At 59.2% G+C, this 18373-nt stretch carries 17 protein-coding genes, 1 tRNA gene and 1 pseudogene; 6 read left to right on the top strand and 13 right to left on the bottom strand.

Features of this window, described 5'->3' with window-relative positions:
* The first annotated feature begins 2 nt into the window (after positions 1–2).
* From KBW81_RS02260 to KBW81_RS02270, 3 genes are all read left to right on the top strand, one after another.
* Positions 3–398 (top strand): hypothetical protein, encoded by a 396-nt coding sequence (locus KBW81_RS02260; protein WP_254248171.1) that lies wholly within the window; start codon positions 3–5, stop codon positions 396–398.
* A 738-nt stretch (positions 399–1136) separates the two neighbouring features.
* On the top strand, positions 1137–1550 hold the full coding sequence (locus tag KBW81_RS02265; protein ID WP_254248172.1) for a TadE/TadG family type IV pilus assembly protein: 414 nt from the start codon (positions 1137–1139) through the stop codon (positions 1548–1550).
* A gap of 1 nt (position 1551) precedes the next feature.
* On the top strand, positions 1552–2865 hold the full coding sequence (locus KBW81_RS02270; RefSeq protein ID WP_302059293.1) for a pilus assembly protein TadG-related protein: 1314 nt from the start codon (positions 1552–1554) through the stop codon (positions 2863–2865).
* A gap of 194 nt (positions 2866–3059) precedes the next feature.
* Here the strand turns inward: KBW81_RS02270 and KBW81_RS02275 are convergent.
* The 3 genes and pseudogenes from KBW81_RS02275 to KBW81_RS02285 form a co-directional block, all read right to left on the bottom strand.
* Positions 3060–3433: pseudogene (locus KBW81_RS02275) on the bottom strand (IS5 family transposase); the annotation flags it as partial.
* A gap of 849 nt (positions 3434–4282) precedes the next feature.
* Positions 4283–4522, bottom strand: coding sequence for an HNH endonuclease (locus tag KBW81_RS02280; RefSeq protein WP_254248174.1), 240 nt, complete (start codon positions 4520–4522; stop codon positions 4283–4285).
* A 109-nt stretch (positions 4523–4631) separates the two neighbouring features.
* Positions 4632–6026, bottom strand: coding sequence for a primase-helicase family protein (locus tag KBW81_RS02285; protein WP_254248175.1), 1395 nt, complete (start codon positions 6024–6026; stop codon positions 4632–4634).
* A gap of 320 nt (positions 6027–6346) precedes the next feature.
* Between KBW81_RS02285 and KBW81_RS02290 the strand changes: the two genes are divergently transcribed.
* On the top strand, positions 6347–6586 hold the full coding sequence (locus KBW81_RS02290) for an HNH endonuclease (protein WP_254248174.1): 240 nt from the start codon (positions 6347–6349) through the stop codon (positions 6584–6586).
* A 129-nt stretch (positions 6587–6715) separates the two neighbouring features.
* Here the strand turns inward: KBW81_RS02290 and KBW81_RS02295 are convergent.
* The 5 genes from KBW81_RS02295 to KBW81_RS02315 all read right to left on the bottom strand — a co-directional run bounded on the left by KBW81_RS02295 (position 6716) and on the right by KBW81_RS02315 (position 11341).
* A tRNA-Gln gene (locus KBW81_RS02295) sits at positions 6716–6790 on the bottom strand.
* 65 nt (positions 6791–6855) lie between these two features.
* Positions 6856–8142, bottom strand: a complete 1287-nt coding sequence (locus KBW81_RS02300) for a mechanosensitive ion channel family protein (RefSeq protein ID WP_254248176.1) — start codon at positions 8140–8142, stop codon at positions 6856–6858.
* 58 nt (positions 8143–8200) lie between these two features.
* On the bottom strand, positions 8201–9034 hold the full coding sequence (kdsA, locus tag KBW81_RS02305; protein ID WP_090190731.1) for a 3-deoxy-8-phosphooctulonate synthase: 834 nt from the start codon (positions 9032–9034) through the stop codon (positions 8201–8203).
* Positions 9034–10704: a capsule biosynthesis protein gene (locus KBW81_RS02310; protein WP_254248177.1), complete on the bottom strand. Its 1671-nt coding sequence runs from the start codon at positions 10702–10704 to the stop codon at positions 9034–9036. The genes kdsA and KBW81_RS02310 overlap by 1 nt, the downstream gene beginning before the upstream one ends.
* A complete protein-coding gene (locus KBW81_RS02315; protein ID WP_090190735.1) occupies positions 10682–11341 on the bottom strand; it encodes an ABC transporter ATP-binding protein in 660 nt (219 codons plus the stop codon). The genes KBW81_RS02310 and KBW81_RS02315 overlap by 23 nt, the downstream gene beginning before the upstream one ends.
* Positions 11342–11542: 201 nt before the next feature.
* Between KBW81_RS02315 and KBW81_RS02320 the strand changes: the two genes are divergently transcribed.
* Together KBW81_RS02320 and KBW81_RS02325 are read left to right on the top strand one after the other, a co-directional pair.
* The gene (locus KBW81_RS02320) at positions 11543–12124 is read left to right on the top strand and encodes a uracil-DNA glycosylase family protein (RefSeq protein WP_254248178.1); all 582 of its coding nucleotides are present in this window, start codon (positions 11543–11545) and stop codon (positions 12122–12124) included.
* A complete protein-coding gene (locus KBW81_RS02325; protein WP_254248179.1) occupies positions 12121–12915 on the top strand; it encodes an SseB family protein in 795 nt (264 codons plus the stop codon). The genes KBW81_RS02320 and KBW81_RS02325 overlap by 4 nt, the downstream gene beginning before the upstream one ends.
* Before the next feature lie 6 nt (positions 12916–12921).
* On the opposite strand, the gene KBW81_RS02330 is transcribed toward KBW81_RS02325, so the two are convergent.
* From KBW81_RS02330 to mreC, 5 genes are read right to left on the bottom strand one after another with little or no spacing between them, the layout of a single operon-like run.
* On the bottom strand, positions 12922–13854 hold the full coding sequence (locus KBW81_RS02330; protein WP_254248180.1) for a 2-hydroxyacid dehydrogenase: 933 nt from the start codon (positions 13852–13854) through the stop codon (positions 12922–12924).
* Entirely contained in the window at positions 13851–14990 is a 1140-nt protein-coding gene (gene rodA, locus KBW81_RS02335) for a rod shape-determining protein RodA (protein WP_090190741.1), read from the bottom strand. The genes KBW81_RS02330 and rodA overlap by 4 nt, the downstream gene beginning before the upstream one ends.
* The gene (gene mrdA / locus KBW81_RS02340; RefSeq protein ID WP_254248181.1) at positions 14990–16930 is read right to left on the bottom strand and encodes a penicillin-binding protein 2; all 1941 of its coding nucleotides are present in this window, start codon (positions 16928–16930) and stop codon (positions 14990–14992) included. Before mrdA ends, rodA begins: the two co-directional genes overlap by 1 nt.
* Positions 16927–17466, bottom strand: coding sequence for a rod shape-determining protein MreD (locus tag KBW81_RS02345; RefSeq protein ID WP_090190744.1), 540 nt, complete (start codon positions 17464–17466; stop codon positions 16927–16929). The genes mrdA and KBW81_RS02345 overlap by 4 nt, the downstream gene beginning before the upstream one ends.
* Entirely contained in the window at positions 17459–18373 is a 915-nt protein-coding gene (gene mreC / locus KBW81_RS02350) for a rod shape-determining protein MreC (RefSeq protein WP_090190746.1), read from the bottom strand. The genes KBW81_RS02345 and mreC overlap by 8 nt, the downstream gene beginning before the upstream one ends.

An 18373-nucleotide genomic window follows, 5' to 3' on the forward strand; every position in this document is an offset into this window, starting at 1 on the left:
CCATGGTCGCGATCCTGACAGACATTGCCATCCACAACCCCCGGACCTTCTCGATCTACGCGTCGATCCTGAGCCGGATGTTTACGTGGGTCAGGCCACAAGAACGGGAGGGGCTCTTGGAGAATATCCAGACCAAGTTCGAGTCCGTCCCCCATGCTGGCCAGCTGGAATTGTGGTTGCAGCGGGTTGCTGCCCCTTTCGGGCTGAACGTGACCTACAGTGAGCCGCTCTGCGACGCCGTCGTCGACCCTGAGTTCCAGCTTTGGAACAGCAACTGGGTGCACGTAAAACATCGGACGTTGCTGAAGGCGTCCGAGTACGTCGATCAGGGGGTGTTCCTTGCTCTAACCCCTGTGGTGCAGTCGGGCGAGGTTCAGCTGTTCCACTACGGTAGCTAGGCCATCTACGGCAGATTAAAGGGGACCCTCGGTGGCTTCGGCTGCTGGGGGTTCATCCTGCCTTAAATTTCTTTTTGTTGATCAGTCCCCTCAGAGACATCGGTCAGGCTTTAGAGAGCGGACCTCGGACTTTGATGGGGCTGTTGCTTGAGCTCGACGTTCGGGTGGGGGGGGGGGGGTGCCTCTTGGGGCGAGTGAGACCGCCGAAGCCTAGACCGTCACAGCCTTCAGTCTGGTTCACCGTCGCCGTTCGCCGACCTCATCGGACTAAACCGGGACCGGGGTCGTGCTGAGGGGGGCTTCTGATCCACACTAAAGTAAAGCGGGACAGGCCCAGGATCTGCTTTAATCGCCACGTTTCGGCAGCCTGATCCACTACTTTGGCACGTACCTGTGGTGGCTTCGAAAACTGCGCCTGCCAAGTATAATAACGACTTCGTGCTAATCCCAAAGCGCTCAGCCACCTGGCTAACCGCACATCCACGCTCGACAACCTGTCCATAGCGTCCCGTCTGAACTCGTCCTTAAACCGAATGCCCTTACTCATATCCGTCTCTCCTCGGTACAAAATTATCAAGCAAAGCGTCTATAGATCTGGGGCCCTCACCCGATTTTGACCTAAATGAGCGCAAGGCAAAGATTTGATGCACTTCATAGACGTAATTTCTGCGTTAACCCGCCTTAGTCAAAACACAATCTTATTTAATCTAGGGTTAACCCAATAAATGGACATGCATAATGTCACTGATAAGCAATAGATTTACTCTTTACCTCGAACGTTTTCGCAAGTCCGAATCGGGCTCATCCACCTTAGAAGCGCTCATCTGGGTTCCAATCATTGTCTACCTAATGACCATGATTGCTGACTTCTCATTCGTTTTCTATGGCAAGGCGCAAGCCCTTAGGTTGGTTCAGGACAGCAATCGCGCCCTCTCAGTCGGCCACGTCGCTACGACCGACGAAGTGGAAAATTTAGTGCGTACCGGCATGTCCCATGTATCAGAGCAGCTTTCGGTTACCACAACTGTCACAAGCGGAATCATTAAGACGGTACTTACGCTGCCCGCCAGCAGCTTTACATCAGTCGGCGCAGTCCCCGGACTTTCAAACGTTGATGTTACAATTGCATCACAACATTTTCTGGAGCAATAAGATGGGAAATTGCAAAATCAAGAAACGCTCAAAGCTACTCCACGATTGCGAAGGATCAGTAAGCCTTTTGGGGCTCTATATGTTCGTTGTAGGTACGATGATCGGTGCTTTTGCTCTTGATTACACTTACCTTGAGGCGACGAAGACCCAGCTTCAAGTGGCGGCGGATCAAGCAGCCCATGCCGCGCTTTACAACCGACGAACAATGTCTGAGGCAGATGCAAAAATAGCTGCGGTTGGAATAATTCAACCCCTGCTACCAAGCGGAAAGTACGGAGAAATAATCTCGGATTACAGCATTGAATTTGGAACATATGATCGTGACAGCTTACAGTTCACATCAGAGGCGGGATCAAACGAAGCCGTTCGCGTGACTACATCAATGCTGGCAGAGAAGAACAATGCCGCACCAAGCTATCTATTCACCATGCTGGGCGTTGATCATTTCGATATTAAGGCCAGAGCAACCTTCATGACCTATAAGCCGGGTTGCCTAAGGGAAGGCTTGATGGCGGACGGTATCGTTGACCTCCAGTCAAACAACAGCTTCTCGAACGGCTTTTGCATGCATTCCAATACCTATGTTTCAATTAACCAGAACAACTACTTTGAACCAGGGACTGTGGTGTCAATGCCCAACATTGCAGACTTGGACATGCCAAGATCCGGTTTCGATAAGAACAGCGGCCTCCAAGAAGCGTTGCGTGATCAGAGAATGAATTTGAATGTATTAAACCGCCTTGATGAAATTCGCTCTGGACTGGAATCTGGCATCGGCCAATATGTTCCAACCTATATTCAATCACCAGTGATTGCCTACATGAAAGCTCAGACGGTGACTCAAGACATGTTAACTTCAAACGTCATCCACAGAATTGACTGCCAAGGATCTAAACTGACCATCGATGGATCGTCGGCGGCAATTGAAAATGTAGTAATCATTACACCATGCCCTATCAGTTTTTCTAATGACAGCAAAATAGCTAATGCAGCAATTTTCACGACGGACACATCGGCAAGATCCATCACGGCACCACAAGGCCTTCAGATCGGACGAAACGACGACTGCGCTGAAGGCGGCGGTGCCCAGTTGATTACGATGGGTGGCGTAAGTGTCGCCTCCAAGCTCTCAATGTTTGGAGGTCAGATTTTAGCTAAAAAGGATGTAGACTTCGCTGCAAACGCGGATGGCATGCAAGGTGCCTCCATTGTTACACGCGGCACGATCAATGGAACATCCAACTCAAAGATGGGGTTTTGCTTGTCTGGAATGGAGCAGAATTTTGAAACTGACTACTATCGGATGGCTGAATAAAGGGGCAAGTAATCCGATAGTTCACACGGCATTAGCCTTTTGCCTGAAAGTCCGCGTGTACGATCATGCAACCCTGTAAACTTACCTTTCCTATATCCCCAAGGCCCTCGCATCGTCTCTCCTAGGCTCTGGCCTCATAACCAAAAGATCACGGCCGCAGGGAGAGCGATGGCTGAGAGAAAGCCCTTGGGGCTTCAGTCGTAACGTGAGGCCACGCGCCTCCAGTCCTTCAGTCGTCCGAACATGATTTCGATCCGGTTGCGCTTTCTGTAGCGACGCTTGTCGTATTTGACGGGTTTCTCGCGCAACTTTCGACCCGGAATGCAGGGCGTTATTTTCTTGTCGATAAGGGCTTCGCGGAACCAATCCGCGTCATGTCCGCGGTCCCCTAAGAGCCAGTCAGCGGACGGAAGACGGCTCAGCAGTGCCCTCACTCAGTATAATCGCTGATTTGCCGGGCCGTCATGAAGATCTGTATGGGCCAACCACGCGCATCGGTAAAAGCATGAAACTTGCTGTTCGTACTGCCTTTCGTTCGCCCGATCAGACGTCCAGCCCCCCCTTTTTGCCCCAAAGTTCGAGGCCGTTCCCCACTCAGGGCAACTGGAACTATGGCTGCAGCGCTTTACCGGCCGTATCGACCTAGGGGCCGTCTACAGCGAACCCCTGTGCCGGTCGGTCACCGATCCTGACCACCAGCTCTGGAACGGCGACTGGCTACCGCCTCCTCTGCAGGAGTTGGTGAAGGCGTCGGAGTACTTCGAACAGGCAACCTTTAATGACCTAGACCCGGTGGTGCAGTCAGACGAGGTCCAGCTGTTCCACTACGGTAGCTAGATGATCCTGACCCTCGGTGGCTTCGGCTGCTGGGGGTTCGTCCTGCCCCACCTTTCTTTGTGCTGATCAGTCCGGTCAGGCTTTGTAGAGCGGGCCTTGGACGTTGCTGGGGCCGTTGCTTGAGCTCGACGTTCGGGTCGCATGGATTGGGTGGGGGTCGCCTCTCGGGTCGTGTGGGACCGCCGGAGCCTCGATCGTCGTAGCCGTCATACTGGTTCACCGTCCCCGTTGCCGCCGACTTCATGGGACTAGACCGGGACCGGGGCCGTGCTGAGGAGGGCTAGTGGTCCACACTAAGTCGACCCGTGGTCCAGTCCGCCCAGCGTCGTTTTGAGCCAACCCGAAGCACCCGTACCACCCGGAATGCCTCAAGCTTTGCCTCAAGGTGCCGCAAGAAAGAGGGAAGTTGATCCGCTTCTTCCAGCTAGAGGGTATCCTACCACCCCAGCCAGCTCCTCCCTCCACTTGATTACTTAGGCCTACGGGCCCGCCGAGAGCGCAAAGTGCCCCGGATAATGCCTCGGGTCCTGCGGGTGTTGTGGGTGCCTTCAGAGGTCGCCCGGACGGCCTGCGCCACACGCTACAAGTGGCGGTAATCAGTCCCGTTGGCCCAGTGATCATAGTCGTCGCGCTTGTTGTCTGCCCGGGTCCCCTCAATCAGATGCTCGGGGTTCACACAGCGCCGGTTATGGCACCGATGCCGCACGACCTGATCCTCGGTCAGCACCGATCCGGTCAGCACACAATACACGAAGCGGTAAGCCGCGACCTGCCGCCCGTTGAACCTGATCTTACGGGGCCGCTCCGTATCCGTGACCATGCAGCCGTTCTCGTCGGTCGTCGTGAGCTCAAGAAGGTTGGCAGCCCTCGAAAGGGCCACCTCCTTACGGTTATCCAGCAGGTCTTGGAGCCAGACCTCGGAAGGGTCTTTATACCTGACCATTGACCAACTCCTGTTCTTCAGGCGAGGACGTTTCATCGAGGTAGTCCCCGATCGACTTCCCATCGAACCCGGAACCGTAGATTTTACCGGCATCCAGTTGCACATCGTCCGTGTGCCAGACCGCCCGAGCGTAGTCGACGCCACCCCATTTCAGCTTGCGCATCTTCCAGCCCAGATCATCCATCAGATACTTGGTTTGGTTCGTTGACCCTCCCAGTTTGTCCCTGATGATCTCGATCAACCGATCCTGTGCGATCACAACGATCTTCAGCTTGCCCAAGGCCTCCCTCAGCTGGTCCACGACCGTGTGGTCAGAGAGCTCGGATAGTCGCATCATGGTGGACGTTTGGTAGTGGCTCAGGTCCAGCGCCTTTGCGTTGAAGTGATCCGACAGCTCGCGCTCCATCAGTGCCGCGTAGAGGCTGGCGAGGTTGTGGGGGTGCGAGAAGAACTCCCGGCAATGACCGACAAGTTCGCTGAACTCCTTAGCTCTTGCCCCACCAGCGCGACCTTCATGGTCAACGTCGAAGACCTGATAACGCCGCTCTCCCTTCTCCATCCACGTCGGGAGGTGGTTAGAAGTGAAGAGGAAGCAACAGCGCTGGCGGATCCGTTCGGCTTCACGGCCCTTCCGTTCTACCATCATGTATTCCTCGGTAATGTTCATCTTCAGGGTATTGCCCTGCGATGACCCGGGCCGCAGTTGGGTCTCTTCGCAAACGACCAGCTTACTTTGCAGCGAGGTGGAGCTGAAGCGACCGGTCAACTGATCGACGTTGTTCAGGGTCGCTGTGTTCTCTAGCCCGAAGAGCTGGGCCACGATCCCGCACAGGGTACTCTTCCCGGTGCCCTTAGAGCTGGAGAAGAGGAAGGGAGCCCAGAACGGCTTGTCACTTTCGTTCTGTAAGCTCCACGCAACCCAGTCGAGGAATAAATCAGCCTCGATATCAGTAGCGAACATTGCAGAAAGTAGCTCCCGTAGTGGCCCGTATTCGCGAGAGTTCCCGCGCTGACTTCGGTATTCAGGGGAGGACCAAGCGTTCAGGCTCACGGACCCGTTCTGCCAGACGACCCGTTCGCCGGTGCTCGGGGTGCAGTCAATCGCACCGTTCCAGACGGGAATGCTTTGCGCTCGATCCGTGTGGCGCTCAGTGATGATGCGTCTGAACATCTCACCAATGAGTTTGTGCGTTAGTTCGGTGTCCGGCAGCGCTTCCGATAAGCGGTGGAGAATGATCTGCTGGACGTCGTTCTGGGATAGCTTAACCGTTGGCCGGTCGACGGCATAAAACTTATTGTCCTGCCGCACGAACCATGAGCTTGCGAGGGCGCAGATTTTGTCGAGCGTAGTATCGGGGTTCTGATCGTTTAGAGTAGTCATAGATTTGAATATCCATTGACTGATCGCGCTGACTTAGGGGCCGGATTGCTATGAATGAAAGGTGCTTAGAGTGGGGTGCAATCGCTCGGCCAAGCGCATCAGTTTACTGTGATCTCTAGCTATAATGTCCCCTGGCGGAGGGGGTGGATCAATTTTAAGCAATTACAGCCACTTAGCAGGAATACACCTTATCGACTGGACGTCCTGATAAAGACCCTTCCGAGGTCTGGCTCCAAGACCTGCTGACGAACCACACGGAGGTGGCCCTTGCGAGGGCTGCCAACCTTCTTGAGCTCACGACGACCGACGAGAATGGCTGCATGGTCACGGATACGGAGCGGCCCCGTAAGATCAGGTTCAACGGGCGGCAGGTCGCGGCTTACCGCTTCGTGTATTGTGTGCTGACCGGATCGGTGCTGACCGAGGATCAGGTCGTGCGGCATCGGTGCCATAACCGGCGCTGTGTGAACCCCGAGCATCTGATTGAGGGGACCCGGGCAGACAACAAGCGCGACGACTATGATCACTGGGCCAACGGGACTGATTACCGCCACTTGTAGCGTGTGGCGCAGGCCGTCCGGGCGACCTCTGAAGGCACCCACAACACCCGCAGGACCCGAGGCATTATCCGGGGCACTTTGCGCTCTCGGCGGGCCCGTAGGCCTAAGTAATCAAGTGGAGGGAGGAGCTGGCTGGGGTGGTAGGATTCGAACCTACGGTACACGCTACCAAAAAGCGTTGCCTTACCGCTTGGCTACACCCCATCAGCAAGGCGGTGGATACGATAAGCTTCGGGGGGCTTCAAGCCCCAGATCGCACTTTTTTCGCACTATTCTGACTGACCGCCATCCCGAAGAAGATCGGGGCTGTCGTCGCTATGCCTTTCGGTTGCAATCATGGCTTCTAGGGCGGTTTCATGGCTCGAATCGACGACGGTTTCGGTGTCATTCTCGGGGGCGGGGTGTTCGCGGTGGGGGGCGGATTTGGTGATGGCGATGGCTTGTGTGTTGTCGGGAATGGTGATTCCCGCCGCCTCGAGTGCGCGCTTTACCTTGCGGATGGCTTCGCCCTGCGCCAGCGTCAGTGATGCGCTACGTTGGTCTATCCAGCCGGTGGCCTGCATGGCGATCCCGCCTGCCTCTAGCGCGGTGATCCAGACCTGCGCCGCGGGGGCGTTCAGCACGAAGGGCAGGTCTTGGATCGTCGCTTCGATTAGGGCGCGGGCGGCGGATAGGTCGCTATCGCGGGACACGTCAATGCGGAATTGAAACCGCCGTTCCGCGTTGCGGGTGTAGTTGATCAGGCGGTTAGAAAAGACCGTCGCGTTGGGAATGTGGATGTGATTGCCATCGTTTGACAAAAGGATTGTGGCACGGCTGGTCAGGCGGATGACTTTGCCTTGGTCGCCATTAATCTCGATCAAATCATTGGGCTGAAACGGCTGGCGGATCGACAACATGATCGAGGCGATGAAGTTTTCAACCGTGTCCTTGACCGCAAAACCAAGCGCGAGGCCGACGATACCAGCGGCACCAAGGATCGTGCCCAGCAGCGCCGTCGCGCTAAGGATATCCAGCGCGATGACCAGCGCGAGCACAACAAAGCCAAGGCGCACGATTTGGCGAAAAATCTCGGCTATAAAGGGATTGGGGGCCAGCCTGTTCCACGGCTGGGGGCGCCGGGCGATCCAGAACCCGCCCCAGACGATCAGAGCAAAGACGACGGTGGCCACAGCGAGCAGCGGCAAGAGCGCAATGGTCTGCGCAATCCGGGTCTGAAAGCGGTCCAGCACAGGGTTCAGCCGTGCGCCCACGTCAGAGGTTTCGGCGACATTGTTGCGGGTCGCGACGACGCCCGCCACGCGGTTCGCCAGATCATCAAGGCGCGCGGCATCGCTGGCGTTTGTCACCGTGCCGTCGAAGGTCACGACACCTTCTTGTACCGCGACGCTGACGGCATCGTAGCCGCCCAGCACGCCTAGGATATCCTGCAAGCGGGCCGCGATCGCGCCGTCTTGCTGCGTCGTGGCGACAGTGTCGATCGTGGTGGTGGGGTCCTGCGCTGCCACGGGGGCGGCCAGACAGGACAAAACGGCAATCAGCAGCAGGTATCGCATGGGCAGCCCCTTTGGTTTGGCTGCCCTGCAATCTAGGGCAGGGGGGAGGGTCGTAAAGTTAGACCCGTAGTGGGTTCGCCTTGGCCAGCGCATCGAATTGCATCAGCGAATTGATCAGCGCGCCCATCTGGTCCAGCGGGATCATGTTCGGCCCGTCAGACGGGGCGGTATCCGGCGCCTCGTGCGTTTCGATAAAGACGGCGGCGATACCGATGCTGACGGCGCAGCGGGCCATGACAGGGGCGAATTCACGCTGCCCGCCAGACGATCCGCCTTGGCCGCCCGGTTGCTGCACCGAATGGGTCGCGTCCATAACGACGGGATAGCCTGTTTTCGCCATCGTTGGCAGGGACCGCATGTCCGCAACCAGTGTGTTATAACCAAAAGAAGAACCGCGTTCGGTCAGCAAGATGCGTTTGTTTCCGGTGCTTTCGATTTTGGACACGACGTTTGGCATGTCCCAGGGGGCCAAAAACTGACCCTTTTTCACGTTGATTACCGCGCCCGTTTCGCCAGCGGCCAGCAGCAAGTCGGTCTGGCGGCACAGGAAGGCGGGGATCTGCAGCACGTCGACAACTTCGGCGACGGTGGCACAATGGTCGATGCCGTGGATGTCCGTCAGGACCGGGCAACCGATGGAGTCCTTGACGCCTTGCAGCACCTTGAGCCCCTCGTCCATGCCAAGGCCGCGCATGCCCGATAGGGACGTACGGTTGGCCTTGTCATAGCTGCCCTTAAAGATGAACTGCGCGCCGGCAGCTTTGCAGACCTCGGCCATTTGGCCGGCGATCATCTGCGCGTGGTCCGCGCTTTCTAGCTGGCAAGGGCCAGCGATGACCAGAAGGGGGCGGTCGTTGCCGACCGTCAGGTCGCCGATGTGGACGTCATGCATCAATTTGTTACCTGTTCGCGAAGGACGGAAGCGGTGATCGAGATCATAAGGTAGATGCCTGCAAAGATCAAAAAGGCCAAGATCGAATTCTCGAAGGCTTTGGGATAGGTCGCCTCGTCTGGGGCGACGGGTTCGACGCCCATCGACAAATAGCGGACCTGGCGGTTTGCTTCGATCCGGGCGGTTTCCATCTGAGTCAGGGCTTGCTGGGCCAGCATGGTCTGGAAGGTATAGTTTTCCTCGGCCAGCCGCAGTTCGGTGTTACGCGACGCCAGCGACGTGCCTGTGATGGCAGAGTTCGTCATTTGGTTGCGCAGATCGGCGATCAAGGCTTCGATATTGGAAATCTGCGCCTGCAAGCCATTTACCTGCGCCTCGTTCGGGACGCGCACGTTCAGCCGTTCCTGCAAGGACAGGGTCAGGCGTTGGCGTTCGCTTTCGAGTTGAGAGATCTGCTGCGTGCGGGCCTGCGTTTCGCCAATCGGGTCGATCTGCTGCACGTCTTCTTGCAGCTGCAGCCAAGCGGCAAGAGCGTCGCTACGCTTGCCTTCCGCTGATTCGTAGCTTTCGCGCGCGCCGGCCATCTGGTCTTCGCGCAAACGCTGGGTCAGCTGGTCGACTTGATCCTCGGCATAGCCGATCAACGCCTCTGAAAATTCCTGACTGGTCTCGGGCGAGGGGGCGATGACATCCATTTTCAGGATGCCTTCGGTCGGATCATAGCTAATCTTGACGCGGCTTTTGTAGATGCCAAAGGCGGCCTCGTTCGTGGCACCCTCTGGCAGGCGTTGAATGGGATCAATCGCCGGATCGCTGAACACATCCTTAAAGTTGTGATCGTCGTCCAGCCGTACCATCGCCGCACGGGACGACAGATAGGATTGCACCGTGATGCTATCCTGCTGCGTGGCCATCGACGTGCCTTGAAACAACCCGCCAAGCCCACCTGAAGCCGCCGCAGGTTCCGCCTGCTGAATGACGAATTCAGAGCTTGTCGCATACATCGGGGTCGCGACATTGTAGAAATAATAGCTGACCATCAGCGTCGGCAGCAGCACGAAAACCGCAAGCCGGGACATCATCATCGCGGTGCGCCGGCGACGGCGTTTGCCCAGATCGGCCTGAATTTTCATGATCTCTGACAGGTGCCGGTCGGCAGGGCTGGCAAATTCAGTGGACGGCAGGTTGCCGGACGTGTCGGCCATGGTTTGTGGCAGTTGAACGCGCGCATTTGGCATCCCCGGCATGCCCGGCGGCGCACCCAGCGCTGCACCCGGCGCACGCGTGCCGCCGGTCGCGTTTCCATCAGGGGCAACCAGTTCCAGCACGGTGGACCGCTGGAATGGGTCAACACCTGCTAGCCGCAGCTGCCGTACGGCATCAAAATCAGAGGTCACGGCCATGCCGTTCTTTTGCGCGACGCGCCGTGCCATGCGCAGCTGCCGTCCAGTCAGACCCTCGCGGCGAATGTCTTCGATATCGGCGCTGCCTTCGGGTGCATCGCCCGTCGCAGGAACATCCGCAGGCTCGTCCAGCGTAGGCTGCTGCGGGGGCACTGGGCGCGGGGCTTCTGCCTCTGCGGGGCGCAGGGGTTCAGGCGCGGCGGGCGTTGCAGCGGCGGCACCCGGCGTGCGGATGCGGAATTTCTTAGCGGTCGGCTTCGTAGTCATAAAGCTGCTTGGCCTCTTCCAAAGTGTCGAACATGTGTAATTTACCGTGGCGCAAAACGGCAGCAGAGCGGGCGAACCGTTCCAAGATTTGCGCCTGATGCGACACGATAATCACGGTCGTCTTTTCCAGCCGCTCGCGCAGGATTTCACCAGCTTTGCGATTAAATTCGACGTCAGTCGTGGATGGCATGCCTTCATCGATCAGGTAGATGTCGAATTCCAGCGCCAGCATCAAGGCAAAGGTCAAGCGCGACCGCATACCCGCGCTATAGGTGCCGACGGGCATGTCGAAGTATTCTTTGATCCCGCAAAGCCAACGGCAGAACGCCTCGATATAGTCAGGGTCTAGCCCGTAAAGCCGTGCGATATAGCGCACGTTTTCCCGCGCCGTGTGGCGGTTCACGACGCCGCCCATGAACCCCAGCGGGAACGAAATCCGGCAGCCGCGGTAAATCGTGCCTTCGTCAGGTTTTTCAAGGCCTGCCATCATGTTGATCAGCGTGGTCTTGCCAGTTCCGTTCGGTGCAAGGATGCCCAGCGAATTGCCCAGTTCAACGCGAAACGACACGCGATCAAGGATCACCTTGCGCGTTTTGCCCGTCCAATAGGACTTGCTGACCTGATTAAACTCCAACATCGCGTCCCTGATCCGCCCAACTTTTGGGTGCCTTTTGATGACGCACAGGGGTTAACCGTCCGTCACATCGGGCCTTCTTTTCATCGGTATGCCGTAGAATTATGGCTAAAGACAGGCGGAACTCGTAGATGCGCAGCCTTTCACTGTGGTGTGACCGGGCGTTAGCGGTTGATTGCCGGGCGCGCGACCTAAATGGATGGCATGGATCTAAAACACGACATTGCTGCCTGCCGCATCTGTGCGGACCGGTTTGCCGCAACGGCGACGCGTCACGCGCCGCGCCCGGTGGTTTGGTTCAGTGGTCCGCCGCGCATTTTGATCGCAAGTCAGGCCCCCGGCGCGCGGGTCCATGCAGCGCAAACGCCGTTTTGGGACAAATCCGGCGACCGTTTGCGCGACTGGCTTGGGATTGGCCACGACGATTTTTATGACCGGGACCGGGTTGCGATCGTGCCAATGGCGTTCTGCTTTCCAGGGTATAACGCCGCAGGGTCCGACCTGCCGCCGCCGCGTGTTTGCGCAGCGACATGGCGGCAGCCGGTGATGGACAGCCTTGGCGATATCCCCCTGACGCTGCTCATCGGTGGTTATGCGCAAGGCTGGCACTTGGGCGGTAAGGTCGGCGTCACGGACCGCGTTGCCGCGTGGCGCGATCATGCGCCGCGCGTGTTCTGCTTGCCTCATCCGTCGTGGCGCAATACGGCTTGGCTGAACCGCAATCCTTGGTTTGCGACCGATCTGTTGCCCGTGCTGCGGGCCCGCGTACAAGAGGTGCTGTCATGACTGCCGCCCCCGAAATCGAAACCGACCTGGACCGCGCCCATGCGTTGATGGGCGATTCTGACACCCTGCGCCTGCGGTTCTATGAACTGCTGGCCGATACGGACCTGTTCATTCTGCTGGACGCAGAGCCTGACGGCGACAGCGTGCGCCCCTCGCTTTTCACGGTTGATGGCGCATCCTACACGCTGGTTTTCGACGCAGAGGAACGTTTGTCCGCCTTCACCGGCCGCGCCGCGCCTTATGCTGGCCTTCCGGGCCGCGCCTTGGTGCAGATGATGGCCGGGCAGGGCATTGGCCTTGGGCTGAACTTGCAAACCGCCCCTAGCGAAATGCTGATCCCTGCGGATGCGGTCGACTGGCTAGCCTCGACGCTTGATCACGCGCCAGAGCAGGCAGAGGCGCGCCTGACCGGCGTGTCCCGCCCCACTGGCCTGCCGGACGCAGTGTTAGAGGCGCTGGATCGCAAGCTAAGCCGCTGCGCCGGTCTGGCCGATCACGCACTGCTGGTTGCGGCGGATTATGCCGACGGGGCCAAGGGGCACGTGTTGGCCTTTGTGGATGCGCCCGAAACAGCGCAAGCCGCGCTGGCCCATGCAGCAGGAGAAGCGCTGACCTTTTCCGGTATCGAAGCAGGCGTGATGGACGTGATGTTCGTGGCGAGCGCCGATGCGGTATCGCAGCGTTTAGCCCGCGTCGGCCTGCGGTTCGATCTGCCCGATGTATCGCGCCCGGCGGCTGCCGTGCCGATGGCACCGGGGTCTGATCCATCCGCGCCGCCAAAGCTGCGTTAAGGCGCGTTAATAGCCAGCCTTGCGATCCACCAGATGCAGGAAAGGTAAGCCTGCCTCGCCGCGGCGGATATTCTCTGCGATGACCTGCGCCGCCGTATCGGGGCGGGTGGTCGATGCGATATGCGGCGTCACGGTCACGCGGGGGTGGGACCAATAGGGGTCGCCCGCGGCCAAGGGTTCCTTGCGGAACACATCCAGCGTTGCCGCCCCGACTTGTCCACTGCTAAGTGCCGCCAGCAAAGCCGCGTCGTCAATCAGCGGCCCGCGTCCGGGGTTGACGATAAAAGCACCCGGTTCCAGCAGCGCAAGGCTGCGGGCGTTCAGAATACTGTCCGTCGCAGGCGTTTGCGGCAGCAACAGCACGACGCCCTGCGCGCCGGACAGGGCCGTTGTCAAACCATCGTCGCCTGACAGACAGGTCAGCCCGTCGATCTGCTTTTGCGACCGGCTCCACCCCGTGACCGGAAACCCAAGCGCGGCCAGCGCTTGCCCGCAGGCAGCACCAAGCGCGCCAAGGCCCAGCACCGTGATGGGGCGATCCTTGGCCAGCGGCGGATAGACCGTATCGCGCCAGACGCCGTCTTGCCCGGCCAAATGCGCATCCATCCCAAGGTGGTGGCGCATCACATGGCCGACGACGTATTCGACCATCCCGCGCGTCAGCCCGTCATCCACCATACGTGCCAGCGGCTGGGTCAGGGTGGTGTTGCCGACAACGGTTTCGACCCCGGCCCATAGACCCATCACCAGCCGGGTGTTCACGTAGGGCGTGAAATCCTTGACCGGCCCGCTAGGGGCAAAGACGATATAGCGCGTGTCCTGCGGCGCGTGATCGCGGGACAGATCGCAGTCCAGCCCGGCGGCGTCAAAGGCGCGGCGCAGCGGGGCCTCGTATTCATCCCAAGCGGCGGGGCGGGCAGAAAATAGGACTTTGATCATCGCGGCTTATGCACATGTGCGGATTGCACCAGACCGAAAGCCACCATCAACACCAGCATCGCGGACCCGCCATAGCTGACCAGCGGCAGCGGCACGCCAACCACCGGGGCCAGTCCCGTGACCATCGCCATATTGACCGAAAAGAACAAAAAGAACGTCATCGCGATCCCCATCGTCAGCAGCGCCGCAAAGCGGTCTTTGTTATTCATGGCAGAGGCGACGCAGAACACAATGATCAGCACATAAAGCGCAAGGAGTGAAAACGCGCCGACAAAGCCGAACTCTTCTGCCAAGGTCGTAAAGATAAAGTCGGTGTGTTTTTCTGGTAAAAAGTTCAGCCGGCTTTGCGTGCCCTGCATAAAGCCGCGCCCGGTCCAACCGCCCGATCCCAGCGCAATCTTGGCCTGCGTGATGTGATAGCCCGCGCCAAGAGGGTCATTGGCCGGGTCCAGAAACGTATCGATCCGGCGGAACTGATAATCCTTTAGCAGCTGCCATGTCGTGCCCCGGCTGACAAACACCGCATAGACAGCGCCCACGCCAGCCCCGATCACGGTCGCGAAATAGGCCCAGTGCACGCCTGCCAAAAACATCACCGCACCGCCGCCAAACAGCAGCAGTAAGGCCGTGCCAAGGTCGGGCTGCTTCAATACCAGCGCCGTTGGCACGAGGATAAAGATCACCGGCAGTGCAACCCACACCGGATGCGACGTCTTGTTCGTCGGCAGCCAGTCGTAATAGGCGGCCAGAAACATCACGAGGGTGATCTTCGTCAGCTCTGACGGTTGCAGGCGGATAAAGCCCAGATCGATCCAACGCTGCGCGCCCATGCCGACGCTGCCGAACAGCTCTACCCCGACCAGCAAGGCGAGGGACACGGCAAAGGCAAGACCAGCCATATTGCGCCAGAACCAGATCGGCACCATGCCAACGCCGATCATCAGGACGACGCCAAGGATGAAACGCTTAATCTGCGGCTCCATCCACGGCTGCGCCGATCCACCCGCGACGGAATACAGCATGACAAACCCGGCAGAGGCGACAGCCATCAATAGCATGATGACGGGCCAGTTCAGGTAGAGGATCTTGCGAAACCCGGTGGGAACGAACTGGGTGTTATGCGCCAGATAGCTCATCAGACGCGGTCCTGTGCTGGTCTAATCTTTGTGATCCGCTCTGCGATGCGCTTTTGCTGTTCCTCGATCCGGCCGCGATCGGCCGAAGGGTAGGCCTCTAGCGGGGGCGGGCCATCATACAGCGCCTGCAACATAATATCGCGGGCGATGGGTGACGCGGCGGTCGATCCGCCGCCGCCGTGTTCGACCACGACGGCCACCGCGAATTTCGGATTATTGATCGGCGCAAAGCAGACGAACAGCGCGTGGTCACGCCGTTCCCACGGCAGGTCCTCATTGCGGGTCACGCCGCGGGCACGCTCGTCCGCTGTGATGCGCCGCACCTGTGATGTCCCGGTTTTGCCGGCCATCTCGTACCCGGCGGTCAGAATCTTTGCGCGCGCGCCGGTGCCGCGCCGGTCGTTGACCACGGCGTCCATCGACTGGCGGCAGCGCCGCAGCATGTTCTCGTTAATGCCAAGGGACTCGCCGATACCGCTCGGTTCTTCGACGCCGTCGATGGATTTGATCAGGCGCGGGGTCACCATTTTGCCCGTCGCAATCCGCGCCGTCATGATCGCAAGTTGCAAGGGCGAGGCCAGGACATAGCCCTGACCAATCGACGCGTTCACCGTATCGCCGATGCGCCACGCTTCGCCGCGCACTTCGGTCTTCCACTGTTTGTCGGGGGCAAGGCCTGACGACACTGCAGACAGCGGTAGGTCATGCTTCAGTCCGATCCCCATCTTGCGCGCCATTTCAGCGATCTTGTCGATCCCGACGCGCTGGCTGACTTCGTAATAATAGCAGTCGCAGGAAAATTTCAGGCTGTCGTGGAAATTGACATTGCCGTGGCCACCGCTTTTCCAGCAGTGGAACCGCGTGCCGCCGACTTCGGTGTAGCCCCGGCAATAGACGGTTTCCTCGGGGCTGATTGCGCCGGCCTCTAGCGCGGCAAGCGCTGTGACCATCTTAAAGGTAGAGCCGGGCGGATAGGCACCCTGCACGGCCTTTGCCGCAAGGGGGCGGTATTTATTCTCGTTCAGGTCGGTCCAATCCTTGACCGAAATGCCGCGCACGAACAGGTTTGGATCAAACGACGGCGCAGAGGCGATGGCCCGCAGATCGCCGGTTTCCAGATCAATCACCACCGCGCCGCTGCTTTCGCCGTCCATGCGCGCCTGCGCATAAGATTGCAGCCGCTCGTCCAGCGTCAGTTGGATATCTTTGCCAGCAAGGCCTTCTTGCCGGTCAAGTTCCCTCATCACGCGGCCAAGGGCGTTGACCTCGATCCGTTTGGTGCCAGCCGATCCGCGCAGGGTGTGTTCCAGCTTGTTTTCCACACCGGTTTTGCCGATCTGGAATTTTGGAATTTGCAGCAAAGGGTCCTGATCTTCGATCTTGGACAGGTCGTAATCGCTGACCGGGCCCACGTAGCCAATGACGTGACCCACATCTGCGCCGTAAGGGTAATGGCGGGACAAGCCGACCTCGGCGCTGACGCCGGGCAGGGCGGGGGCGTTGACGTTGATCTTGGCGACGTCTTCCCAGCGCAGGCGGTCGGTGATGGTGACCGACACGAAGGACGACAGCTTGCGCATGTCTTCCTTGGCGCGTGCGATGTCGGCGGGGTCAATGTCGACGATGGTTTGCAGACGGGCTAGCACAGCGTCTACGTCGCCTGCGTCTTCGCGCACCATGACGACGCGGTAGTTTTGTTCATTCGCAGCCAGCGGAATACCGTTCAGGTCAAAGATCAGACCCCGCGCCGGCGGCAGCAGGCGCACGTTGATGCGGTTTTCCTCGGCCAGTAGGCGGAACTGGTCGGCCTGTTCGATCTGCATCGATTGCATCCGCCAGCCCAGCACGCCCGCCACGCCAAGCTGCGCCGACCCAAGGATCAACGCACGGCGGCTGATGCCGCGTGACGACTGTTCGTTTTCCTTGACGGGTCGCTTCATAATCGGTGCCCCAGACTATCTACCTGACCGGGCGCGGGCCGGGTCAGACCAAAAAGAACCTGCGCCACCAGCACGACAACCGGATAGATCATAATGGTCATCACCATCTGGATCAGGGTCAGCGTTAGCGGCGCTTGCGGGGTCAGCATGATCGCCAGCACCAAGCGGTTGACCAGCGTGATCGCGACGATCCCGAAGGCCACTGTACCCCATTCCAGCGCCAAAGGCACGTTGCGCAAACCACGAGAGCGTGATCGCACCGTCTCTGTCAGGACCACGACCAGCGCGGCCCAGAGGCCCGGCGGGCGTTGAAATAGCAGGTCGGTCAGTAAGAACACCGCAAAGACCACGATGAACGGCAGGAATTCAGGCCGCCGCGCCACCCAAGCAAGCGAGATGGCAAGCAGCAGGTCCGGCGCGGCCCAGCTGGGCGGAGCAGTATCCAGCGGTAATAGCTGGATAAAGATCACCGCTGTCGCCAATGCCAGAAACACGGCGCGGCCAATCCAGATGCGTGCGGCAGGGCTTTCAGCCATCGCTGCCCACTTGCGCCGACTGCGGCAGCAGGGGGCCGATCAGCGTTTCTTCGGGGATCAGCAGGCCGCCGGGATCGCTGATGTCTTCGTGGGCATGGGCGCGCAGAATGCGCAGAAATTCAAGGCGGCCGTAATCCGCGGCCAAGCGCACGCGCAAGCGGCGGTCGCTGCCAAGCGCGACTTGGCCGATCAGCAGGTCGGCAGGAAACACACCGCCATCGCCGGACGACACAACCCGGTCGCCGGGGCGGACGGCATCGGCGTTTTCCAAAAACTCCAGCGGCGGGTTCAGCGTGTTGTCGCCCGCCAGAATCGCCTTTTGTCCTGACGGTTGGATCGTCACGGGAATGCGGCTGGACGTGTCGGTCAGCAGGATCACGCGGGACGTGCTGCGCCCCACGCCGCTGATCCGCCCCACAAGGCCGATCCCGTCCATCGCCGGCCAGCCATCCACAATCCCATCGCGGTGGCCTACATTCAGCAGCACCGACTGGCGAAACGGCGACCCGGAGTCGGTCATGACGACGCCGGTGATATAGGTCAGCTGGGGATCAAGGCGGACATTGTTCAGCTCTAGCAAGCGGGCGTTTTCCTGCTCTAGCTGCAGGGCCGCCTCTTTCCACGCTTTCATCTGCTGCAATTCGCGGCGCAGGTTGGCGTTCTGCTCTGACAGGGCAGAGTAGCTGCGGAAGTCATCGACCAGCTCCACCGCGCCCGTCACAGGCGCCATGGCCCAGTCGAAGGACGGCACGATCCGGTCGATCACGGCCGCGCGAAAGCGTTCAACACGGGGGCTATCGATGCGCCACACAAGGAAAATACCCAGCAGCAACACAACACCAACCCCGACCAGCAATCTGCGGATCGGGGCGATGAAATCGTCATGGGTGTTGCGATCGCGGGCCAA

The sequence above is a fragment of the Loktanella salsilacus genome (assembly GCF_024206795.1).
Lineage (GTDB): Bacteria > Pseudomonadota > Alphaproteobacteria > Rhodobacterales > Rhodobacteraceae > Loktanella > Loktanella salsilacus.